We start from the raw sequence: 15998 nt of genomic DNA, 5'->3' as shown, positions 1-15998 counted from the left end.
ATTTGTAAACACTTTTTTTATTAAATAATGAAAAAATATTTAGGTGATTTTATTTTAGGAATCGCATTCTTGCTTGTATTACTCTCAGCCATTACGTGGCCCCGCCGTATAGTCAAGCATCCAGAGAGGATCAAGGATTATCCTGTTTCTATTGGCTCTGGAATTATAGGGTTTGGTTTAGTGTTTCTAGGGTATAAGCTTAAAGATGAAGATTGATTGGGTTCATCCTAGATTTACTTATCATTTTCAATTTCTCCGAGTGTTTCCATTATGTCTGAAGGAGTATCATTATGAAAATAATAATCGTGGTCAGACAGAATATGCCAGTTGACCGATCTGCCAACTTCTTTAGCTCCATTTGCATTCTTCATCATTTCAAGGAAATAAATTTCACCTTCAATGTTTACGGTTGTTTTCCATCCACTTTCGGTAATTTCAATTGTTACTTTGCTCATAATTCATTCTTCTTTATTGGTTTGTAATTCTTTTTTCTGTAATTGTTTGTTTTTAAGTTTAAAAAGAGATGTAAGATTCAACCGGCGAATAGCACTGTAATCATCTAAGAACTCATAGTCCATATGATCGACGATATACCTGAAGGCGACAACCATAAACACTTCACAGTTTTCACCTCTGAAGTGCTGCTGAAAGCAAAATAACATACCCGGCTTCATCTGATCCAGATTAAAGTATACCTGGTTGGCAATAGGGTAAAACCGATGGCTTCCCATTCTGGTCTTTAGGTCCTCCAAAACTGTACTTACTTCAGATGGCAGCATTACAGGACTTAGCCTGTAATCAGAAAGGCATAGGGCCTTTGCCACCGGCATCGGGGGTGTTGTTGTCTTTTTCATAATTGTCTGCATCAATAAAGTTTATGGTATCTTTTGTCCTTATATAAATCATCTCTGTTGATTTTCCCTGGTGTTTTTTAATGATACGTCCGCCATTGTTCTTCAGCTCTTTTGGATCCAGTTCTATGATCCGGCTCGAGTCCAGACAATAATATTTAAGGGCACTGGAGAACTTCTGTGTTGTCCATGCACTAATCTTGGATATAGTCTTGAAGTCGGTAAAGGCTTCGTCTCTGGGGATAAGCCGGTCGATATTGCCCGAATTTTCGGAGAAGTATACTTCAGCCCAGTTATAGAAGGGTTCGCCCATCAAGGCCTTGTATGTTCGTGACAGCACATTACCCATCGGAGGTTGAAGCATTCCTGTTTGTTCTACAATCGATAAGTAAAACTGGCAGCAGTCCACAAAAAAGTTAAGGTCTGCATTCCACTCGTCAGAGGAGTAGAACTCGTCAAAAAGATTCTTATTGAAATCGTCTTTTATTTTACGGGTTTCCAGATATCCGTTGGTATCGGTTTGTTGATGGTAGTAGTCTGAAAATACAGTATATAACAGACGACGTGCTGTCGATGGACTCATACTCCGGTTAGTAAAGTTGGTTGTAAATACCCACTTTGGAGACAAGGCGTATGGTATGGTATAGGCAGCGTTAAACTTCGGATTGACAGTCAAAGCTGTTGTAATACGATCGTAAAACGTATCGAGTGAGAGATAAGGGTGAGCGTCATCCACCAATATATAATCGGTATGTTCGGTCACGTTACCCAGTAAGTGGGGATTCTCTATCATTTTAGGATCACGACCCGGAAGTATCTCCGATTTCATAAATAGCATCGGTGCTTTTGCATAAAAAGACTTTCCGGATCCACCGTTACTTTCGTCGTTGTCGCCTATCTTATTATCCATACAGTAGACTGCCCAGGCTTTATCTTCTGCTTTGTAGCGGTGAAGCAAATAACCAAGGCAAAATATTTTATTGAGCAGGTGTAGCTTTTGTTCGGCTATTTCTTCTTTGTTTAATGCCGGGCCATCAATGGCAAAGTGATATTGCTTCCGATATTGTTCCGGTGTCAGGTCTTGCACGTGTGGATAGACATCATTCTCAGGCTCAAACTCCTTTCGCCAAAATACCCGGGATGTGTTGATCAGGTAGCGAAAAAAGTTGCTTGAGTGTTCGGCATTGACTTCTATATTCAAAAGAGCTGTATTTATATCTTTATCCGAAATTTCATCATCCTGATTGACTTTCGTTACTTTAAATGATGGATCCAGTCTTTTTACATGGTGATCGATCAGCTCGTCTTTCCAAACGTGTCGGCCTGAGTTACCGGGGCTGTATTCTTTAATTGTTTTTCCGGTTACTTCCCAGACTGTATTTCGGAAGAAAAAGAATTGAGAGCCGGGTGTATAATCCTTAAAGGAGAGCTGCACTTCGTCCAGATCGAGATTCGACTCGGATAGCCTTGTCGAATTACGTACCAGGTTCCGGATCTCGACGGGCAAATGCCTGTTCCAGACAAATTGCTTCAGGAATGCTTTTACGTCCTTCAGTTTTATTTCTTCAACTACATCTCCTTTGACACGGGCAAGCATAGATCCTGTCTTTGCATTTTTATTCTCAAGGGAGATATAACCGTTGCAACGTAGGAAGTAGGTTACATATTCGGCATTTATATCTAATTTTTTGCGGCCTTTTCCATCATCGCTGTATTCCCAGAACCGGGATGGCATTGCCAGATTGAACAGTTTAGTAAAGTCCGATTTGTCCGGATATATTTCACAATAGTCACGGAAATCTTTACGGGAACGATGCCGTCTGTCTCGATAGGTTTTCAGCTTCTCCGGTAACCAGATGGTATAAAGGTCTATATGTTTGAGTATCATTTTATGAGCATGCTTATAACCCGGCTCATCAATATCCGGGATATAATAAACTTTCTTGACACAGGTTTGTATCTCTTTGAGTTCCCATTCAGATAGGTTGTATCCTTCTGCATTAAACCAGATGGGTCTGAAACCGAAAGCTTGGATACATAGTGCGTCACGTTCGCCGGATACAATAAATGCCTGATCTAATCGTTCAAATTCATATGGTTTGCCATCTTTCATGGCTTCTTCATATTCCTTCGTTTGCATCTGGATTTTCTTATTGTCTTCGTATGCTTTTTTCAGTTCTTTAAGTCCATGAATGTAATTCCCTGGCTTGCTACCAAAACTCCTGAAGCGATATTGTTTCTGAGGTTCTAAGGGTTTGTAGGTTTTGTAAAAAGTTTGCTCAGCTCCGTTACTATCTTTGTATTTGCATTCACGCATAAATATCGGATAGGTATCTTTACTGTATATAATAGTAGATATTCCCTCTTTAGTGGAACGATAATATTCCAGGGAGTAATAGCCTAAAGCTTCGCAGTCGGATTGTTTTACATGGGGACCTAGTATCTTCAGTTCTTCCGGAGTAAATTTTTCTTTTTTCTTCAGGAAGTATGATCCATCGGGTTCATCTTCTTTTGCCGGATTTTTTCGGATGTCGGGTTTATTCACTTCTGCGATCAGATCCGGCTCTGTTACTCCGTACTTTTCGGCCAGATAATAAAGAGCTTCTGTAAATTTGATTCCTAAATCCTGCATACAGATATCTATGGCAGACATAGCCGGTCCGTCGCCGAAATCTTTGACTTTCCACACCTTGCTGCCATCTTTTTCTGTTTTAAGGAATAGGGATGCTGATGGTGTTTTTTCGGATGCTCGAACTCGGAAATGTTTATTCGTAGAGGTCAGAGCTTCTCGAGCTTGGGGTAAAAAATCTAATATTATATCCAGACCTTGATTGGTCTTGTCATATATGTCTTGTATAGAAATCATTAAGTTACGGGGTTACAATGGTTACAATTATTTATGGTTTTGACATGCATAAATAATATTTTGCATGGAGTTCTTAAATGACAGTTATCTGTCACACTCCGGTGTCTTTTCTGTTTTTTTTCCTTGCTGTACAAATTGCTTCGAAAACACATTTCCGAGAAAGAGGTGAAGCCTCAGGCATCCGCATTTTGTACATTTGGATATTTTATATGTGCCGGGAAAGTCCGGACACAGGCTGTTGTCTTCTATCCATTTGTGCCTCATAAATTATACTTCTCAAATAGGTTACACATGATATCTTCTAATTTTTGATTGGTATAAGAGAATTTTGGGAGTAGAGTAAAAGAGCATACAGCTGATATCCCATTGGATGGGTAGCTGTAAAAACTTCCGGACTGTATGCTTACGATCTTAGAAGCTTCTAATTCATCCAAAAAGTTTTGGTTGGCATAGAATGTGCATACACATGTAACTGGTTTCATGCTTTCACCGGCCTTGTAATCAAAAGTCAATAAATGATTTTCTGAATCTATACCGGTGGAGGATTTTATATGTACAATGGATATGTCTTTTCTCATATCATTTCTTATTATAGAGTTTTATTTTGGCCTGTATTTCCTCCCGTGTAGAATTTGGGGACATCATGACAAAAGTGTTCCGAGCGACTTTTATAGGTATAAGCCTAAGCTTCTGTTCTCTTTTTTTCATGTCACGAAGGATTTCGTGAGCTTTACCTTTTTCTTCTGCGAAAAAATCCATAATCGTTTGTTTTTTATGCTCCATGAATATCTATTTGTGATTCGGTTTGTTCAGTCTCCATTCTCCGGCGATATCGTCTGGTTCTGAAATAAACATCGCAGTGATCGAATGTCAGGCTGGCTAACATCATTAGTGATAATATTCCGGTTCCAACCTCTTTTTTTGTTCTGGGAACTTCTTTTGTAATAGTTTGGATTCCGGTTTTAATTTCTTTTTTTCTGATCTCTATCTGTTTGGCTATATTAAATTTCACAGCACAATACCAGAGTGTTAATTCATTCAGTTTGGTTATTCCTATTTTTTTATAGATGAATTTTGTCTGAGTCTCAACAGTCCTAACCGTAATACCCAGAGGAACGGCTGCTTCCTTTTTTGTCCCTTTGAAAACGAGTTCTTCAACTATTTCAAATTCACGATCCGAAAGCAAATCACGTTCGTAGGTCATTTCAATCTGCTCCATCTGTATTCACTTTAGGTGTTCCTTCGAAAGCAACAAAAAGCTCATCAATTTCTTTTCTCATAAGGACAGCTTGTTGAAACACCTTCAACCGTTTGCCCTTTAATTCGTCTTTTGATTTTGCCGTGAAAGCATAATGGACAGTTCTGTATTTAGCTCCGGATCTAGTTTCCAAATCACCTAAAAGTTCCCTGTCTGCTAAAAATTTTTTCAGCTCAGTTAGTTTTTCTGTAAAAGTTTTTTCTTCTGTTACCATTTTTTTGGTATTGATGTGTTATATTTACTTGTTTATTTTTGTGCAGAATATGTGCATTATGCACGCATTATGCGTTACAGATGCAAACATAGTGGATATATTACCAATAAAAAAGCTTTTATTGGTAATATATTAACCATTAATATAATTTAACATGAAAGAGCGTATTTTCTTACTGATAGAGGCATTAGGATTGTCTGCAAGACAATTCTCGTTGCAGATAGGTAAAAGTGAGTCATTTGCCCGGACTATTAGAGCCAACATCGGATCCGATGTGATTGGTGATATATTACGCGAATTTCCTCAGACAAATCTTTATTGGTTAATCACTGGTGTTGGATCAATTTTCAATAATATAGGAGAAGACAATATTCAAAAATATTCCAATCATAATCTAGATGAAAGTTTAGCTGCAGAAGCTCTAGGTGGACATAAAAAAGAGCCGGATTATAAGGGAAAATACATAGCTCAATTAGAGAAGGATAATGAGCTTCTTGTTAATGACAATAAGCAGAAGTCTGCAATAATTCAGGGTTTTCTCGAAGGAAAGATTAGTAAAATAGGATAGTAAATAGTTCCTATAAAAGATATTAAAGCAGTCTATTCCGGTACTAATTCGGGACAAACAATGTAAAAATAGTTCAATATAATTGTTTAATATCAGGTAGTTAAGAAGTGAAAATGATTAGAATACAATCCGGTCCCCGCAACTAAAAAGAAAAGCAATCTCATTTGAGATTGCTTTTTTGTTATATTTGTATTCTCAATCAATACTCACGCTATGAATGGACCCAATCCCCAATCAATAATCTATCCAAATGAAAAAATAAAGCAGGTATGCTTTATTAAAAACGTGATCAAGAATCCTAATATTATAGTTGGAGACTACACCTATTATGATGACAAAGATGGTGCAGAGAGCTTTGAGGATCACGTGACTCACCATTATGATTTTATAGGCGATAAACTTATCATTGGTAAATTTTGTGCAATAGGCAGAGGTGTAGAATTTATAATGAACGGGGCAAATCATCAGATGAATGCCATTACTACTTACCCATTTAATATTATGGGTAAAGGTTGGGATAAGCTACCTATGAGTTTAGATAATCTACCAATAAAAGGGGATACAATAGTTGGGAATGATGTTTGGTTTGGGCAGAATGTAACTGTTATGCCTGGAGTAGAAATTGGAAATGGAGCTATCATTGCGGCAAACTCTGTTGTCGCAAAAAATATTCCTGCATACCATATTGTAGGAGGAAACCCCGCAAAAATTATTAGAAAACGATTTGATGATGAGCTGATTAATTATATTCAACAGTTGGAGTGGTGGAATTGGTCACCTGAGAAAATAACAAAAAACTTAGACGTATTACTTAATCCTGATTTGGATAAAATAAGGAGTTTTGAGTAAAACTGATAATCGTCTTCCAATCCTCGATAAAATTGTTCGATAATTCGATAGAGTGTTCAACTCACAAGAAAAGCAATCAAAGTATCGGTTGCTTTTCTTTTTGTAGTGCTTAATTAGAAGATTAAATACAACTTAAATTTTTGTTAATCTTTATTATATAGTAAAGTTGAATTCATTTCTGTACATAAAAATAGTAGTACCAGTCACAAAAGAATAAATCAATATAGATGTAAGTTATTATTCCAAGTATAATGAAGGATGGTAGGATAAGCTTACTTTTGTAGAGATCATTTTTACGACAGAAATAAATACAAAGAAAACTACCTAATGCAAGAAGTAAAAGTGTTCCTAATAATATATCAAACCATCGTATATCAGAATATGCTATTATATCAAAAAGGTTGAGATTAATAGCATAAAGTATAACCATGATCCCTGTGTATTTATAAAGTAAGGCTCCTAGAGCTTTTCTTTTAAAGAACAATATAGATGATATTATCAGTAAATTTCCAATTAATAAATTCGAGACATATGTGGCTATAGAAATACGATAAGAAGTTGGAGCATCAAAGTATATAATGTAGGTGAGGATATAGCCTGAAATAGCCTGATAGGTAAATAATAGACCAATGATCAATAAAAGAGTCGATATTATTTTTTCAACAAGAGTTAATGATGTTTTCATAGTGAACGATACTGGTAGATTTAAGTTTATCTATAATAAGACTGATTTTTTCACTTATCATTTACTAAATTATGTATATAGTGTAAATGGAAGAAATATTAGAAATTTAAAATTTTTCACTTACGTTTTATAACTGTTTGTATCTTAGTTTCTATTGAATCATTTTCTACTGAAGTCACATCTCCTGTGCAGTTTGTGAAATATACATATCTGCCGTTATCTGTAAAGCGATATACTTTACAACCATCATGTTCAAATAAATAAGACACTTCATAGGTCGTATTATTCTGAGCTTGTGTGCTTATTAATGGCTTGTTGGTTTTACAAGATGAGATGCTTAGCATAACAATAGCAGTTAAAGATAAAAGAGGTTTCATAGTATTCTTGTTTTATGTATTAGATTCTCAAATATACTGAAAAAACACTTTTTAGAAAGAATTATCCGTAAATTTGTGATGTTCGAAACTGATGAATTATAAAGGTTTTCGAACTAAATCATACTATAAAATGTTTATCAGATAATTAAAATATTGAGTTATGAAGAAAATACTTTTTATTGCATTTATTGCAACTGTCCTTTCGGCTTGTGGTTCTATGAAAGTTTATAATTCGGCACTAAAGCAAATTGAACTGGGAATGACCAGGCAAGAGGTTGTTTCTCTTATGGGAGATAAGTACACCACTTCCGGAGTGACCCGTGTGCAGGGTAAGGAGCAAGAAACATTGGAGTATAAAGATATGTATAAGAATCATTTCTTCTTTGTATTTGTAGATGGACATCTTAATAAATGGTACAAAGAAACTGAAGGAAAAGAATAATACGTCGATACTTATTTTAGAAAAAACCGAATCTGTTTTGCTGGTTCGGTTTTTTGTTTTGAAGCCCGATATAATTATTGTTTATTTGTATCGTGAAACTAGGGTTGTTTAATAGATGGGAAATATAGAAATTCGTTTACTTGAGGGTGTTTCATTAAAAGAAGTATATGAGACTTTTATGGAGTCTTTCTCCGATTATGAAGTACCTATGCAAATGACTATTGGTCAATTTCAGGAGATGGTTGTAACACGTGATATTGATTTCAATTATTCAGTAGGATGTTTCAGCGATGAAAAATTAATTGGATTTATTATCTGTGGGTATAGAGAGATCGAAGGTGAGAAATATTGTTATGATGGAGGCACAGGGATAATTCCCGATTTTAGGCGTAAAGGTATTGCCAATAAATTATTTACTTACTTGGTTGATTTACTCAAGAAAAAAAGTATAGAAATATTTTTACTGGAGGTCTTAGAAAATAATATACCAGCAATAGAGCTTTATCTGAAAAATGGATTTATAACTCAACGTAGGTTGAAATGCTTTGAAATAAAGAAATATGAAATTTCCGATTATTTCTCAAAAGATTATATTCTAAAGTCTGATAAAGCAGAATATTTTGAACTTGACGATACGTCCTTCTATCCATCTTTGGCCTCATGGCAAAATGAACGATTGTCTATTCTCAATAATATTGATAATTATGAATATTGTTCGCTATCCTGCAATCAGCAAATAGTAGCATTTGGATTTGTTAATAAAAAACGTGGAGATATACCACAGCTAAGAGTGCTTAGAGGGTGGGAGAATAAGCAATTAGAAATGTTCCTTATTAGCGAATTAAAGAATAGAACAGAAAGTGAAGGAATAAAGTTTGTAACTCTAGATGAGAATAGTAGGTTGATAGATATATTATCCACTACGGGCTTCTCTAATTTTGTGAATTTATATGAAATGACTCTTCGTTTGCATTGATAGAACAATAATGCGCAGTAACGGTTATATATAAGTATTTGTTTTAATAAGAAAAAGAATTTAATATATGTTTAAGAGAATAAATAAGGATGCAGCAAAAGAAATGCTTGTTGCAGATTCGAATGCAATATTGATTGATATCAGGGATTCACAGAGTTTTGATGAAGGACATGATGAAAAAGCATTGCATCTGACTCAAGAAAATTTATCGGATTTTATAGTTAATACCGAAAAGCAAGTTCCGGTTTTGGTAATGTGCTATCATGGAAATAGTAGTCAATCGGTGGCACAATACTTAACAGCTCAAGGATTCGAGACAGTATATAGTATAGATGGAGGATACGAAGTTTGGAAAGACTAATAATCTAATTTTTTCTATATCACTCTTAAAAAAATAGCCAGCAATTTCTGTTGGCTATTTTTTTGTTTTCCTTTTTATATAAATTATTAGTTGAACATTCAACTAATAATTTATTTTATTATAACTTTGTACCCGAAACAGAAAAGATTGTTAAAATGCAAGAATTTGTATATGCACTATTAATGGTGCAGGCTTCTTATAGACAAGCTATACAAAAAAGTATCAGAGAGCAGGGGATTGACCTAACTTTTGAGATGATTCAGGTTATGAGGTGCTTGTATCGAAAAGATACTGTAAACCAACAGGAATTGGCAAACCAAACTCATAAAGATAAATCGAGTCTCTCATATTTGTTAAATAATATGGAGAGGCGGCGGTTAATAACCCGTATAGAAAATAGTGTAGACAGGAGAAGTAAATTAATCGTTCTTACAGAAGAAGGACAAGCTTTACATCAACAAATTAAAACACTAGTTGAAACTGTATATCAGAAAGTGGAAGAGTCGACAGATAAAATCAAACTTCAATTTTGTGTCGATTATATGAAAGAATTAAGTGGAATCATAAGCAATGACTAAAATAATAAAAAGAACAATTACACTTTCGCTTATTTCATTAGTTACTTTCTTTTCCTTCGAAACTAGTGCACAATACAAGTTGTCGGTAGAAGAGCTTTTCCAAAAAGGAATAGAACATAGTATAACTGTTCAGTCAACCTATTTGAAAACTGAAATAGCAAATGAAAAGAACTCTTTAGCAAAAAATAAGAGGCTTCCCGATGTTGCAGTTGTAGGTCAATTCGGCTATGTAGGTACATCTACCATTCTGGATAAAGATCTTTCATTCGTAAAACATCCGTCGGCTCCTGATTGGAGGCAGAACTACCAGCTGAGTGCAGTACAGCCTTTGTATGAAGGAGGACGTATTAATAATGGAATCAAGAAATCGGAACTTGAGCAAGAAATTGCCCGGTTATCATTAAGTCAAGATAAGGCTAATCTTAAATTGTGGCTAGTATCTAAGTATCTTGATTTATATAATCTTTATAGACAAAGAGATATTTATGCTATAAGCCTCGATGAGGCAAAACGTAGGCTTCAGGATATTCGCAAAATGCGTGAAGAAGGAATGATTACGACCAACGATGTTTTAAGAAGTGAAATAGAACTGACCAACTTTGATCTGTCTTATCAAGAAACAACTAATAATATAGCTTTAGTTTGTCAGCAATTGGCTATTGCCTTGGGTATGGATGAGGATATAGTTTATGAACCGGATTCAGCTTTCTTAAGATCGCAGATGAATATTGATACAGGTATCGAAGATTATATCCAAACAGCCTATCTTGAATATCCACAAATGCGTATTGCTAAAACAAACATTGCTTTAGCAAAGAATAATCTGGAAATTACCAAGGCTGACTATCTACCTAGCTTGTCTCTTCAATTTGGAAATACATTTCAAAGACCTTTACCCAATACTTCTCCTGTTCAGGATTTATTTATAGATTCTTGGGGAATAACATTGAATTTATCTTACAAAATATCATCATTATTCGACAGGAAGCATTCTTTATCTATGGCAAAGACCCAAATTAATTTGCAAGAATTAGCAGAAGAGCAACAAAGGCAAAATATTAGAGGAATAGTTAAGTCTGCTTACCTAAAACATAAGGAAGCCCTTATGCGAGTAAAATTGTTAGAGACATCTGTAGAACAAGCAAACGAAAATTATAGAATTGTAGACACAAAATATTTCAATCAATTAGCTATTCTAACAGACCTTTTGGATGCCAACACAATTCAGTTAGAAGTGGAATTGAAGCTGACCGCAGCCCGTACAAATGCAGTGTATACTTATTATCAATTATTGAATGTTTGTGGTAAGCTATAAGTATACAAATATCGCATGGAGGCAGGAGTTAAATAAATAGAGAACAAATAGTAGCAAGTACTTAAATATTTTATGGATATAAATCAATCTGAAATTGAAGCAAAACAAGAGTTACGCCGCATACATTTAAAGCTAAGAAATAAAAGACGGCGTAATTTTATATTGAACGGGATTACTATCATTCTGGCAATTGCAGGTATTGTATGGGCGTGTAATTTCTTTCTGAACTATTATAGGTACGAAATTACGAACGATGCAACTATAGAGCAATATATATCGCCCGTAAATACACGTGTTGCGGGGTATGTCAGCAAAATATACTTTACAGATCACCAAAAAGTAAATGCTGGTGATACATTATTAATTATTGATGATAGAGAATATCGGTTAAAGGTGATGGATGCTGAGGCTGCGTTGAAGGATGCTGAAGCAACAGCAGAAGTGTTGACATCCAGTATTATGACAACGTCTAGTAATGTTGCTGTCTCTCAAGCTAATATTGAAGAAGCCAAAGCTCGGCTGTGGAAGTCGGAGCAGGATTACAAGAGATATGCTAATTTGCTGGAAGCCGATGCCGTGTCTCATCAACAATTTGATCAGATGAAAACCGAATACGATGCCATGAAGGCTCATTATAATGCATTGATGCAGCAACAGCAATCGTTACGATCTACCTCAGTCGAAACACAAAAAAAGAGGAGTAATACCGATGCTAATATTCTGCGTAAAGAAGCCGATCTTTCTTTGGCGAAGTTAAATCTTTCTTATACAGTGATTACTGCTCCTTATTCGGGTTATCTGGGACGTCGTACATTGGAGGAAGGGCAACTGATACAAGCCGGTCAAACAGTAACCAATCTTGTAAGGGATGAGGGTAAATGGGTTATTGCCAATTACAAAGAAAAACAAATTGAGAATATATATATCGGACAGGAAATCAAGATAAAAGTTGATGCCATTGCAAACAAAGTTTTTAAAGGAAAAGTGACTTCTATCTCTTTGGCTACAGGATCTAAATATTCTTTATTACCGACCGATAATTCGGCAGGTAACTTTGTGAAAATACAGCAACGTATCCCTGTGAGAATTGATTTTGTGGATATTTCGGATGAAGATATGGAAAAGTTAAAAGCAGGAATGATGGTTGAGACCGAAGCTATTAAAAAATGAAGGTAAATAGCAGCGAACATTTCAGAAGTTGGGTACCACAGTGGCTGGTCTGTGTGGTGGCCATGCTTGTATTGATTCCCGTGATGCTTATCAATGGAGCCTATACAGGAAGTAATGTCGACATATCGGGAGCTTTAGGTGTATTGTCGGAAGATATAAACATGGCGTATTTTGCAGCTTCGGCAGGTATGGCTATGGCGTACCCTATTATTCCTATTATAAAACCGGTTGCTACTACTAAGACTATTATTCTGGTGGTTCTTTTCTGTCAGTTTATCTTGAGTTGGATTTGTGCAGTAACTACTTCGATGGAAGTAATAACTGTTTGCAGTTTCTTTATCGGGTATTTCAAGGCATTTACTCTGATCGAAATTATTGCTATAATAATGCCTTTTTTCAGTCCCAGTAATACCCGAAATGAGTTTTACTCTAAGTTTTATCCTATTACTTTGATTCTGGGACAGCTATCACTTGTTATCACAGCCGAATTTGCTTATCGCTATCAGTGGCAGCATATGTATTATTTTATGATTGCATTACTGTTGTTTGCGATGGTATTAGTGGTGATATTTATGGCGTTTGGGCGTAAACTGATCCGAATTCCTTATAAAGAAATCGATTGGTATAGCTTCTTTCAATGTTCGCTTGTTTTTATGTGCATTTTGTATGTTGCTACCTATGGTAAAACAAATGATTGGTTTGCCTCGAATAATATCGTTATAGCAACAATTCTTATACCTGTTGTTGGCTGGATGTTTGTACGCCGTCAGTTGATGACGGATGTGCGACCTTTTGTCGATCTGAGTGTGTTGAAGAATCGAAACTCAGTAGTGGTATATCTGTTTTCATTCATTATGATGTTCTTTGCATCTTTTACTATCCTTACCGCATCTTATGTCAATTCGGTGCTGCGTTTAGATACTACGCGTACCAACGAATTGTATTTATATATGATTCCCGGAATAGTTTTAGGAGGTTTTATCTGTTATTATTTTTTCAAGAAAGCAGTGAGGATGGCATGGCTTATCTTTATCGGTTTTGCATGTTTTACTCTGGCTATCGGTTTGCTGTATTTCCAAGTAGAACCAATGGGATTATATGAAGATTTATTTATACCGATGTTTCTTAAAGGACTTGGTATGTTGATCTTATTTGTTGCCTTAGCCGTATATGCAATTCAGGGACTCGAACCTCAGCAATTGATATATAATGCATTCTTTCTTATAGGATGTCGTTCGGTATTGGCTCCTGCAATAGGTTCTAGCATACTTACTAATTGGCTCTATCGATTGCAACAGCAAAACACAGTGCACTTGTCAGAAAGTATAGATCAGCTGAACCCTATTGCTACTAGTTTGTATTCTCAATCCTATACAAGCTCTATACTCAAAGGACTGAGCATTGAAGATGCACAGCGTATAGCAACTAATACTCTTTATTCGAGAGTCCAGATACAAGCATTGACTATAAGCATTAAAGAGATTCTCGGATATATGTTGATTATGGGAATTGTATTATTAGTCGTTATATTGCTGTATTTCTTTAAATATAAACCAGTTACGTTGGTAGCCGTTGGGCGTGATATGAATTGATTAATACAGAAAAATTTCACCTTATAAATAAAATACAGTACATTTGCACTTTGAAAATTAATATAAATTAAGAAAATGAAAAAACTTTTATTATTGGCATTGGTTATAGTATCTACCTCTGTTGCTATAGCACAAACTGAGCCGGCTTATAAAAAAGGTAAGTTTTATGCTTTTTGGGGATGGAACAGAGCCCACTACACAAACTCGACAATACACTTTACAGGAGACGATTATGATTTTACATTGCATCGTGTTGTTGCTCATGACAAGCTTAGTGCCGTAAATTATCATAACTATTTACAACCCAATCGTATTACTATTCCTCAGACGAACTTTAAAATAGGATATTTTTTCAAAGATAACATGGCTGTAAATATTGGTGTGGATCATATGAAATATGTGATGGATCAAAATCAAACAGTGAGTATATCAGGAACTGTAAGACCCGGATTTGAAGATCATGTTACACCTAATGGAGATGTGAGATTGACCGAAGACTTTCTTATGTTTGAGCATACTGACGGATTGAACTACATCAATTCGGAGTTTGAATATTATCATAATTTCTATAAACGTGGTATTCTTAAAATTAATGGTATAGCCGGAGTTGGAGCAGGTTTCTTATTGCCAAAGACTAACTCGACATTATTTAGTGAAGAAAGACACGATGATTTCCACTTGGCAGGATTTGGGCTGAATGGTAAGATTGCAGCAGATGTATTGCTTTGGGACTTATTTTTCCTACGATGCGAAGGAAAACAAGGATATATCAATATGCCTAGTATTCGTACAACAGCATCGAGCAGCGATAAAGCGTCACAACACTTTTGGTTTGCACAGGTAAATTTCTTATTTGGTTTTGCTTGGAGTTTTTGATAGGAAACATTATATAAATAAAAAAGAGAATCGTCTGATAAAAGGCGATTCTCTTTTTTATTTATGTATGAGATAATATAGGAAAAATAAGTTTTTCTTCTTCAAACGATTTTTTCTCATTCCCCATTACAAATAGGGTAGTATCTTCCTCTTTTGATAATTTAATTTCATAATCTTTATTGTCTATAGGCATGAAGTACATTACCACATTTTGTGTTTGTTCTGTACACATTGCATTAATGATTGCTTCTATCTCAACTTCTTGGGCAGATAAAATATCATATAAGATAAGGTCACTGCCTATATATTCTGCTACAATGATTGTATCTAGAGATTCAATATAATAAAGCTTTTCTTTAAAGCTGAATTTGTCGAAATAATTGCAGTAAAGCATAATTTGCCCTGCATTATCAACCATTGAAATGTTGAATAACGGAATTGCATTTGTTGCCTTTTTATAGAGCAGCTCGTGATCAAACTGATTATTTACGTCTAGCTTTCTAACTCTGTATGTGTTTTTACTCGAATCTATCTTTCTTGTAGCTATATATTCATTTGCAGGAACAAAACCGAATAGAGGATAGTAATTTAAAACGCTATCATTTGCAAATAGATAGATCATATCAGATTTATCTTTCCATTCATGTAGTACTTTTTCAAGAAGAAATTTATTTAAGCCTTGTTTTCTATATTCTTCGTCGGTTGTGACTGTTCCTAACTGTACAAACTTTTTCTTCTTTCCTAAAACGATGAAATCTATTACACTCACTGTTATGTGCGAAACTATCTTATGACCGTCCGATAAAGAATACAAGAGGCAATTATCTCCCCAATAACCGCTGTTGTACCACTTTTCGAAATCGAAACTCCAAATTTTTCGAGTTAATATATGGAGATCGTTTCTTAATTTTTCATCGTGTTTATAGTTTGTGATGTAATTGTATTCCTTACTACTTATTAATACTTTCTCCATATTTGTTTACTTACTTCTTGCTAACTAAATGTTAATTAGCAAATATA

Annotated in this window: 20 protein-coding genes; 11 read left to right on the top strand and 9 right to left on the bottom strand. The window is 35.2% G+C overall.

Translation table 11 applies throughout. The annotated features are described in order from the left end of the window. The first annotated feature begins 27 nt into the window (after positions 1-27). Entirely contained in the window at positions 28-216 is a 189-nt protein-coding gene (locus G7051_RS17455) for a hypothetical protein (protein WP_166202343.1), read from the top strand. Between the two features lie 17 nt (positions 217-233). Here the strand turns inward: G7051_RS17455 and G7051_RS17450 are convergent, their stop codons facing one another. The 6 genes from G7051_RS17450 to G7051_RS17425 form a co-directional block, all read right to left on the bottom strand. Next, a complete protein-coding gene (locus tag G7051_RS17450) occupies positions 234-455 on the bottom strand; it encodes a hypothetical protein (protein WP_166202341.1) in 222 nt (73 codons plus the stop codon). 3 nt (positions 456-458) lie between these two features. Beyond that, a complete protein-coding gene (locus tag G7051_RS17445) occupies positions 459-854 on the bottom strand; it encodes a hypothetical protein (RefSeq protein WP_166202339.1) in 396 nt (131 codons plus the stop codon). Continuing rightward, positions 799-3717, bottom strand: a complete 2919-nt coding sequence (locus G7051_RS17440; RefSeq protein ID WP_166202337.1) for a hypothetical protein — start codon at positions 3715-3717, stop codon at positions 799-801. The genes G7051_RS17445 and G7051_RS17440 overlap by 56 nt, the downstream gene beginning before the upstream one ends. Positions 3718-3977: 260 nt before the next feature. Continuing rightward, positions 3978-4295, bottom strand: a complete 318-nt coding sequence (locus G7051_RS17435) for a hypothetical protein (RefSeq protein ID WP_166202335.1) — start codon at positions 4293-4295, stop codon at positions 3978-3980. A gap of 194 nt (positions 4296-4489) precedes the next feature. Beyond that, positions 4490-4936: a LuxR C-terminal-related transcriptional regulator gene (locus tag G7051_RS17430; protein ID WP_166202333.1), complete on the bottom strand. Its 447-nt coding sequence runs from the start codon at positions 4934-4936 to the stop codon at positions 4490-4492. Continuing rightward, complete coding sequence (locus G7051_RS17425; protein WP_166202331.1) at positions 4923-5189, bottom strand: hypothetical protein; 267 nt, start codon at positions 5187-5189, stop codon at positions 4923-4925. The genes G7051_RS17430 and G7051_RS17425 overlap by 14 nt, the downstream gene beginning before the upstream one ends. 154 nt (positions 5190-5343) lie before the next feature. On the opposite strand from G7051_RS17425, the gene G7051_RS17420 reads away from it, so the two are divergent. Continuing rightward, positions 5344-5757, top strand: coding sequence for a hypothetical protein (locus G7051_RS17420; RefSeq protein WP_166202329.1), 414 nt, complete (start codon positions 5344-5346; stop codon positions 5755-5757). 213 nt (positions 5758-5970) lie between these two features. Next, positions 5971-6606, top strand: coding sequence for a Vat family streptogramin A O-acetyltransferase (locus G7051_RS17415; protein ID WP_166202327.1), 636 nt, complete (start codon positions 5971-5973; stop codon positions 6604-6606). Between the two features lie 172 nt (positions 6607-6778). On the opposite strand, the gene G7051_RS17410 is transcribed toward G7051_RS17415, so the two are convergent. Continuing rightward, on the bottom strand, positions 6779-7291 hold the full coding sequence (locus tag G7051_RS17410) for a hypothetical protein (protein ID WP_166202325.1): 513 nt from the start codon (positions 7289-7291) through the stop codon (positions 6779-6781). Positions 7292-7407: 116 nt separating this feature from the next. Further along, positions 7408-7668 carry a DUF4884 domain-containing protein gene (locus tag G7051_RS17405; RefSeq protein ID WP_166117455.1) on the bottom strand — a complete coding sequence of 87 codons (261 nt, stop codon included), beginning with the start codon at positions 7666-7668 and terminating at the stop codon, positions 7408-7410. A gap of 160 nt (positions 7669-7828) precedes the next feature. Between G7051_RS17405 and G7051_RS17400 the strand changes: the two genes are divergently transcribed. The 8 genes from G7051_RS17400 to G7051_RS17365 all read left to right on the top strand — a co-directional run bounded on the left by G7051_RS17400 (position 7829) and on the right by G7051_RS17365 (position 14978). Continuing rightward, positions 7829-8110: a lipoprotein gene (locus G7051_RS17400; protein ID WP_166117454.1), complete on the top strand. Its 282-nt coding sequence runs from the start codon at positions 7829-7831 to the stop codon at positions 8108-8110. A 115-nt stretch (positions 8111-8225) separates the two neighbouring features. Then, positions 8226-9086 (top strand): GNAT family N-acetyltransferase, encoded by an 861-nt coding sequence (locus tag G7051_RS17395; protein WP_166202323.1) that lies wholly within the window; start codon positions 8226-8228, stop codon positions 9084-9086. 67 nt (positions 9087-9153) lie between these two features. Further along, positions 9154-9447 carry a thiosulfate sulfurtransferase GlpE gene (gene glpE, locus G7051_RS17390; protein WP_166202321.1) on the top strand — a complete coding sequence of 98 codons (294 nt, stop codon included), beginning with the start codon at positions 9154-9156 and terminating at the stop codon, positions 9445-9447. Between the two features lie 155 nt (positions 9448-9602). Next, on the top strand, positions 9603-10025 hold the full coding sequence (locus G7051_RS17385) for a MarR family winged helix-turn-helix transcriptional regulator (RefSeq protein ID WP_166202319.1): 423 nt from the start codon (positions 9603-9605) through the stop codon (positions 10023-10025). After that, on the top strand, positions 10018-11340 hold the full coding sequence (locus G7051_RS17380; protein WP_166202317.1) for a TolC family protein: 1323 nt from the start codon (positions 10018-10020) through the stop codon (positions 11338-11340). Before G7051_RS17385 ends, G7051_RS17380 begins: the two co-directional genes overlap by 8 nt. Positions 11341-11412: 72 nt before the next feature. After that, a complete protein-coding gene (locus G7051_RS17375; RefSeq protein WP_166202315.1) occupies positions 11413-12510 on the top strand; it encodes an HlyD family secretion protein in 1098 nt (365 codons plus the stop codon). After that, positions 12507-14102 (top strand): MFS transporter, encoded by a 1596-nt coding sequence (locus tag G7051_RS17370; protein WP_166202313.1) that lies wholly within the window; start codon positions 12507-12509, stop codon positions 14100-14102. The genes G7051_RS17375 and G7051_RS17370 overlap by 4 nt, the downstream gene beginning before the upstream one ends. Before the next feature lie 75 nt (positions 14103-14177). Then, positions 14178-14978 (top strand): hypothetical protein, encoded by an 801-nt coding sequence (locus tag G7051_RS17365; protein ID WP_166202310.1) that lies wholly within the window; start codon positions 14178-14180, stop codon positions 14976-14978. A gap of 61 nt (positions 14979-15039) precedes the next feature. Here G7051_RS17365 and G7051_RS17360 read toward each other — a convergent pair whose 3' ends face one another. Next, the gene (locus tag G7051_RS17360; protein WP_166202307.1) at positions 15040-15951 is read right to left on the bottom strand and encodes a GNAT family N-acetyltransferase; all 912 of its coding nucleotides are present in this window, start codon (positions 15949-15951) and stop codon (positions 15040-15042) included. Positions 15952-15998 lie beyond the last annotated feature (47 nt).

The sequence above is a fragment of the Dysgonomonas sp. HDW5B genome (assembly GCF_011299335.1).
Taxonomy (GTDB): domain Bacteria; phylum Bacteroidota; class Bacteroidia; order Bacteroidales; family Dysgonomonadaceae; genus Dysgonomonas_A.
Note: the sequence above shows the minus strand (reverse complement) of the source record. Positions and strands in the feature narration are given on the sequence as shown.

Coding starts and splice junctions, on each gene's coding strand:
- glpE (WP_166202321.1), top strand. CDS start 9,154: ATGTTTAAGAGAATAAATAAGGATGCAGCAAAAGAAATGCTTGTTGCA.
- G7051_RS17360 (WP_166202307.1), bottom strand. CDS start 15,951: ATGGAGAAAGTATTAATAAGTAGTAAGGAATACAATTACATCACAAAC.
- G7051_RS17425 (WP_166202331.1), bottom strand. CDS start 5,189: ATGGTAACAGAAGAAAAAACTTTTACAGAAAAACTAACTGAGCTGAAA.
- G7051_RS17370 (WP_166202313.1), top strand. CDS start 12,507: ATGAAGGTAAATAGCAGCGAACATTTCAGAAGTTGGGTACCACAGTGG.
- G7051_RS17415 (WP_166202327.1), top strand. CDS start 5,971: ATGAATGGACCCAATCCCCAATCAATAATCTATCCAAATGAAAAAATA.
- G7051_RS17395 (WP_166202323.1), top strand. CDS start 8,226: ATGGGAAATATAGAAATTCGTTTACTTGAGGGTGTTTCATTAAAAGAA.
- G7051_RS17385 (WP_166202319.1), top strand. CDS start 9,603: ATGCAAGAATTTGTATATGCACTATTAATGGTGCAGGCTTCTTATAGA.
- G7051_RS17365 (WP_166202310.1), top strand. CDS start 14,178: ATGAAAAAACTTTTATTATTGGCATTGGTTATAGTATCTACCTCTGTT.
- G7051_RS17440 (WP_166202337.1), bottom strand. CDS start 3,717: ATGATTTCTATACAAGACATATATGACAAGACCAATCAAGGTCTGGAT.
- G7051_RS17455 (WP_166202343.1), top strand. CDS start 28: ATGAAAAAATATTTAGGTGATTTTATTTTAGGAATCGCATTCTTGCTT.
- G7051_RS17410 (WP_166202325.1), bottom strand. CDS start 7,291: ATGAAAACATCATTAACTCTTGTTGAAAAAATAATATCGACTCTTTTA.
- G7051_RS17375 (WP_166202315.1), top strand. CDS start 11,413: ATGGATATAAATCAATCTGAAATTGAAGCAAAACAAGAGTTACGCCGC.
- G7051_RS17400 (WP_166117454.1), top strand. CDS start 7,829: ATGAAGAAAATACTTTTTATTGCATTTATTGCAACTGTCCTTTCGGCT.
- G7051_RS17435 (WP_166202335.1), bottom strand. CDS start 4,295: ATGAGAAAAGACATATCCATTGTACATATAAAATCCTCCACCGGTATA.
- G7051_RS17405 (WP_166117455.1), bottom strand. CDS start 7,668: ATGAAACCTCTTTTATCTTTAACTGCTATTGTTATGCTAAGCATCTCA.
- G7051_RS17380 (WP_166202317.1), top strand. CDS start 10,018: ATGACTAAAATAATAAAAAGAACAATTACACTTTCGCTTATTTCATTA.
- G7051_RS17450 (WP_166202341.1), bottom strand. CDS start 455: ATGAGCAAAGTAACAATTGAAATTACCGAAAGTGGATGGAAAACAACC.
- G7051_RS17430 (WP_166202333.1), bottom strand. CDS start 4,936: ATGGAGCAGATTGAAATGACCTACGAACGTGATTTGCTTTCGGATCGT.
- G7051_RS17445 (WP_166202339.1), bottom strand. CDS start 854: ATGAAAAAGACAACAACACCCCCGATGCCGGTGGCAAAGGCCCTATGC.
- G7051_RS17420 (WP_166202329.1), top strand. CDS start 5,344: ATGAAAGAGCGTATTTTCTTACTGATAGAGGCATTAGGATTGTCTGCA.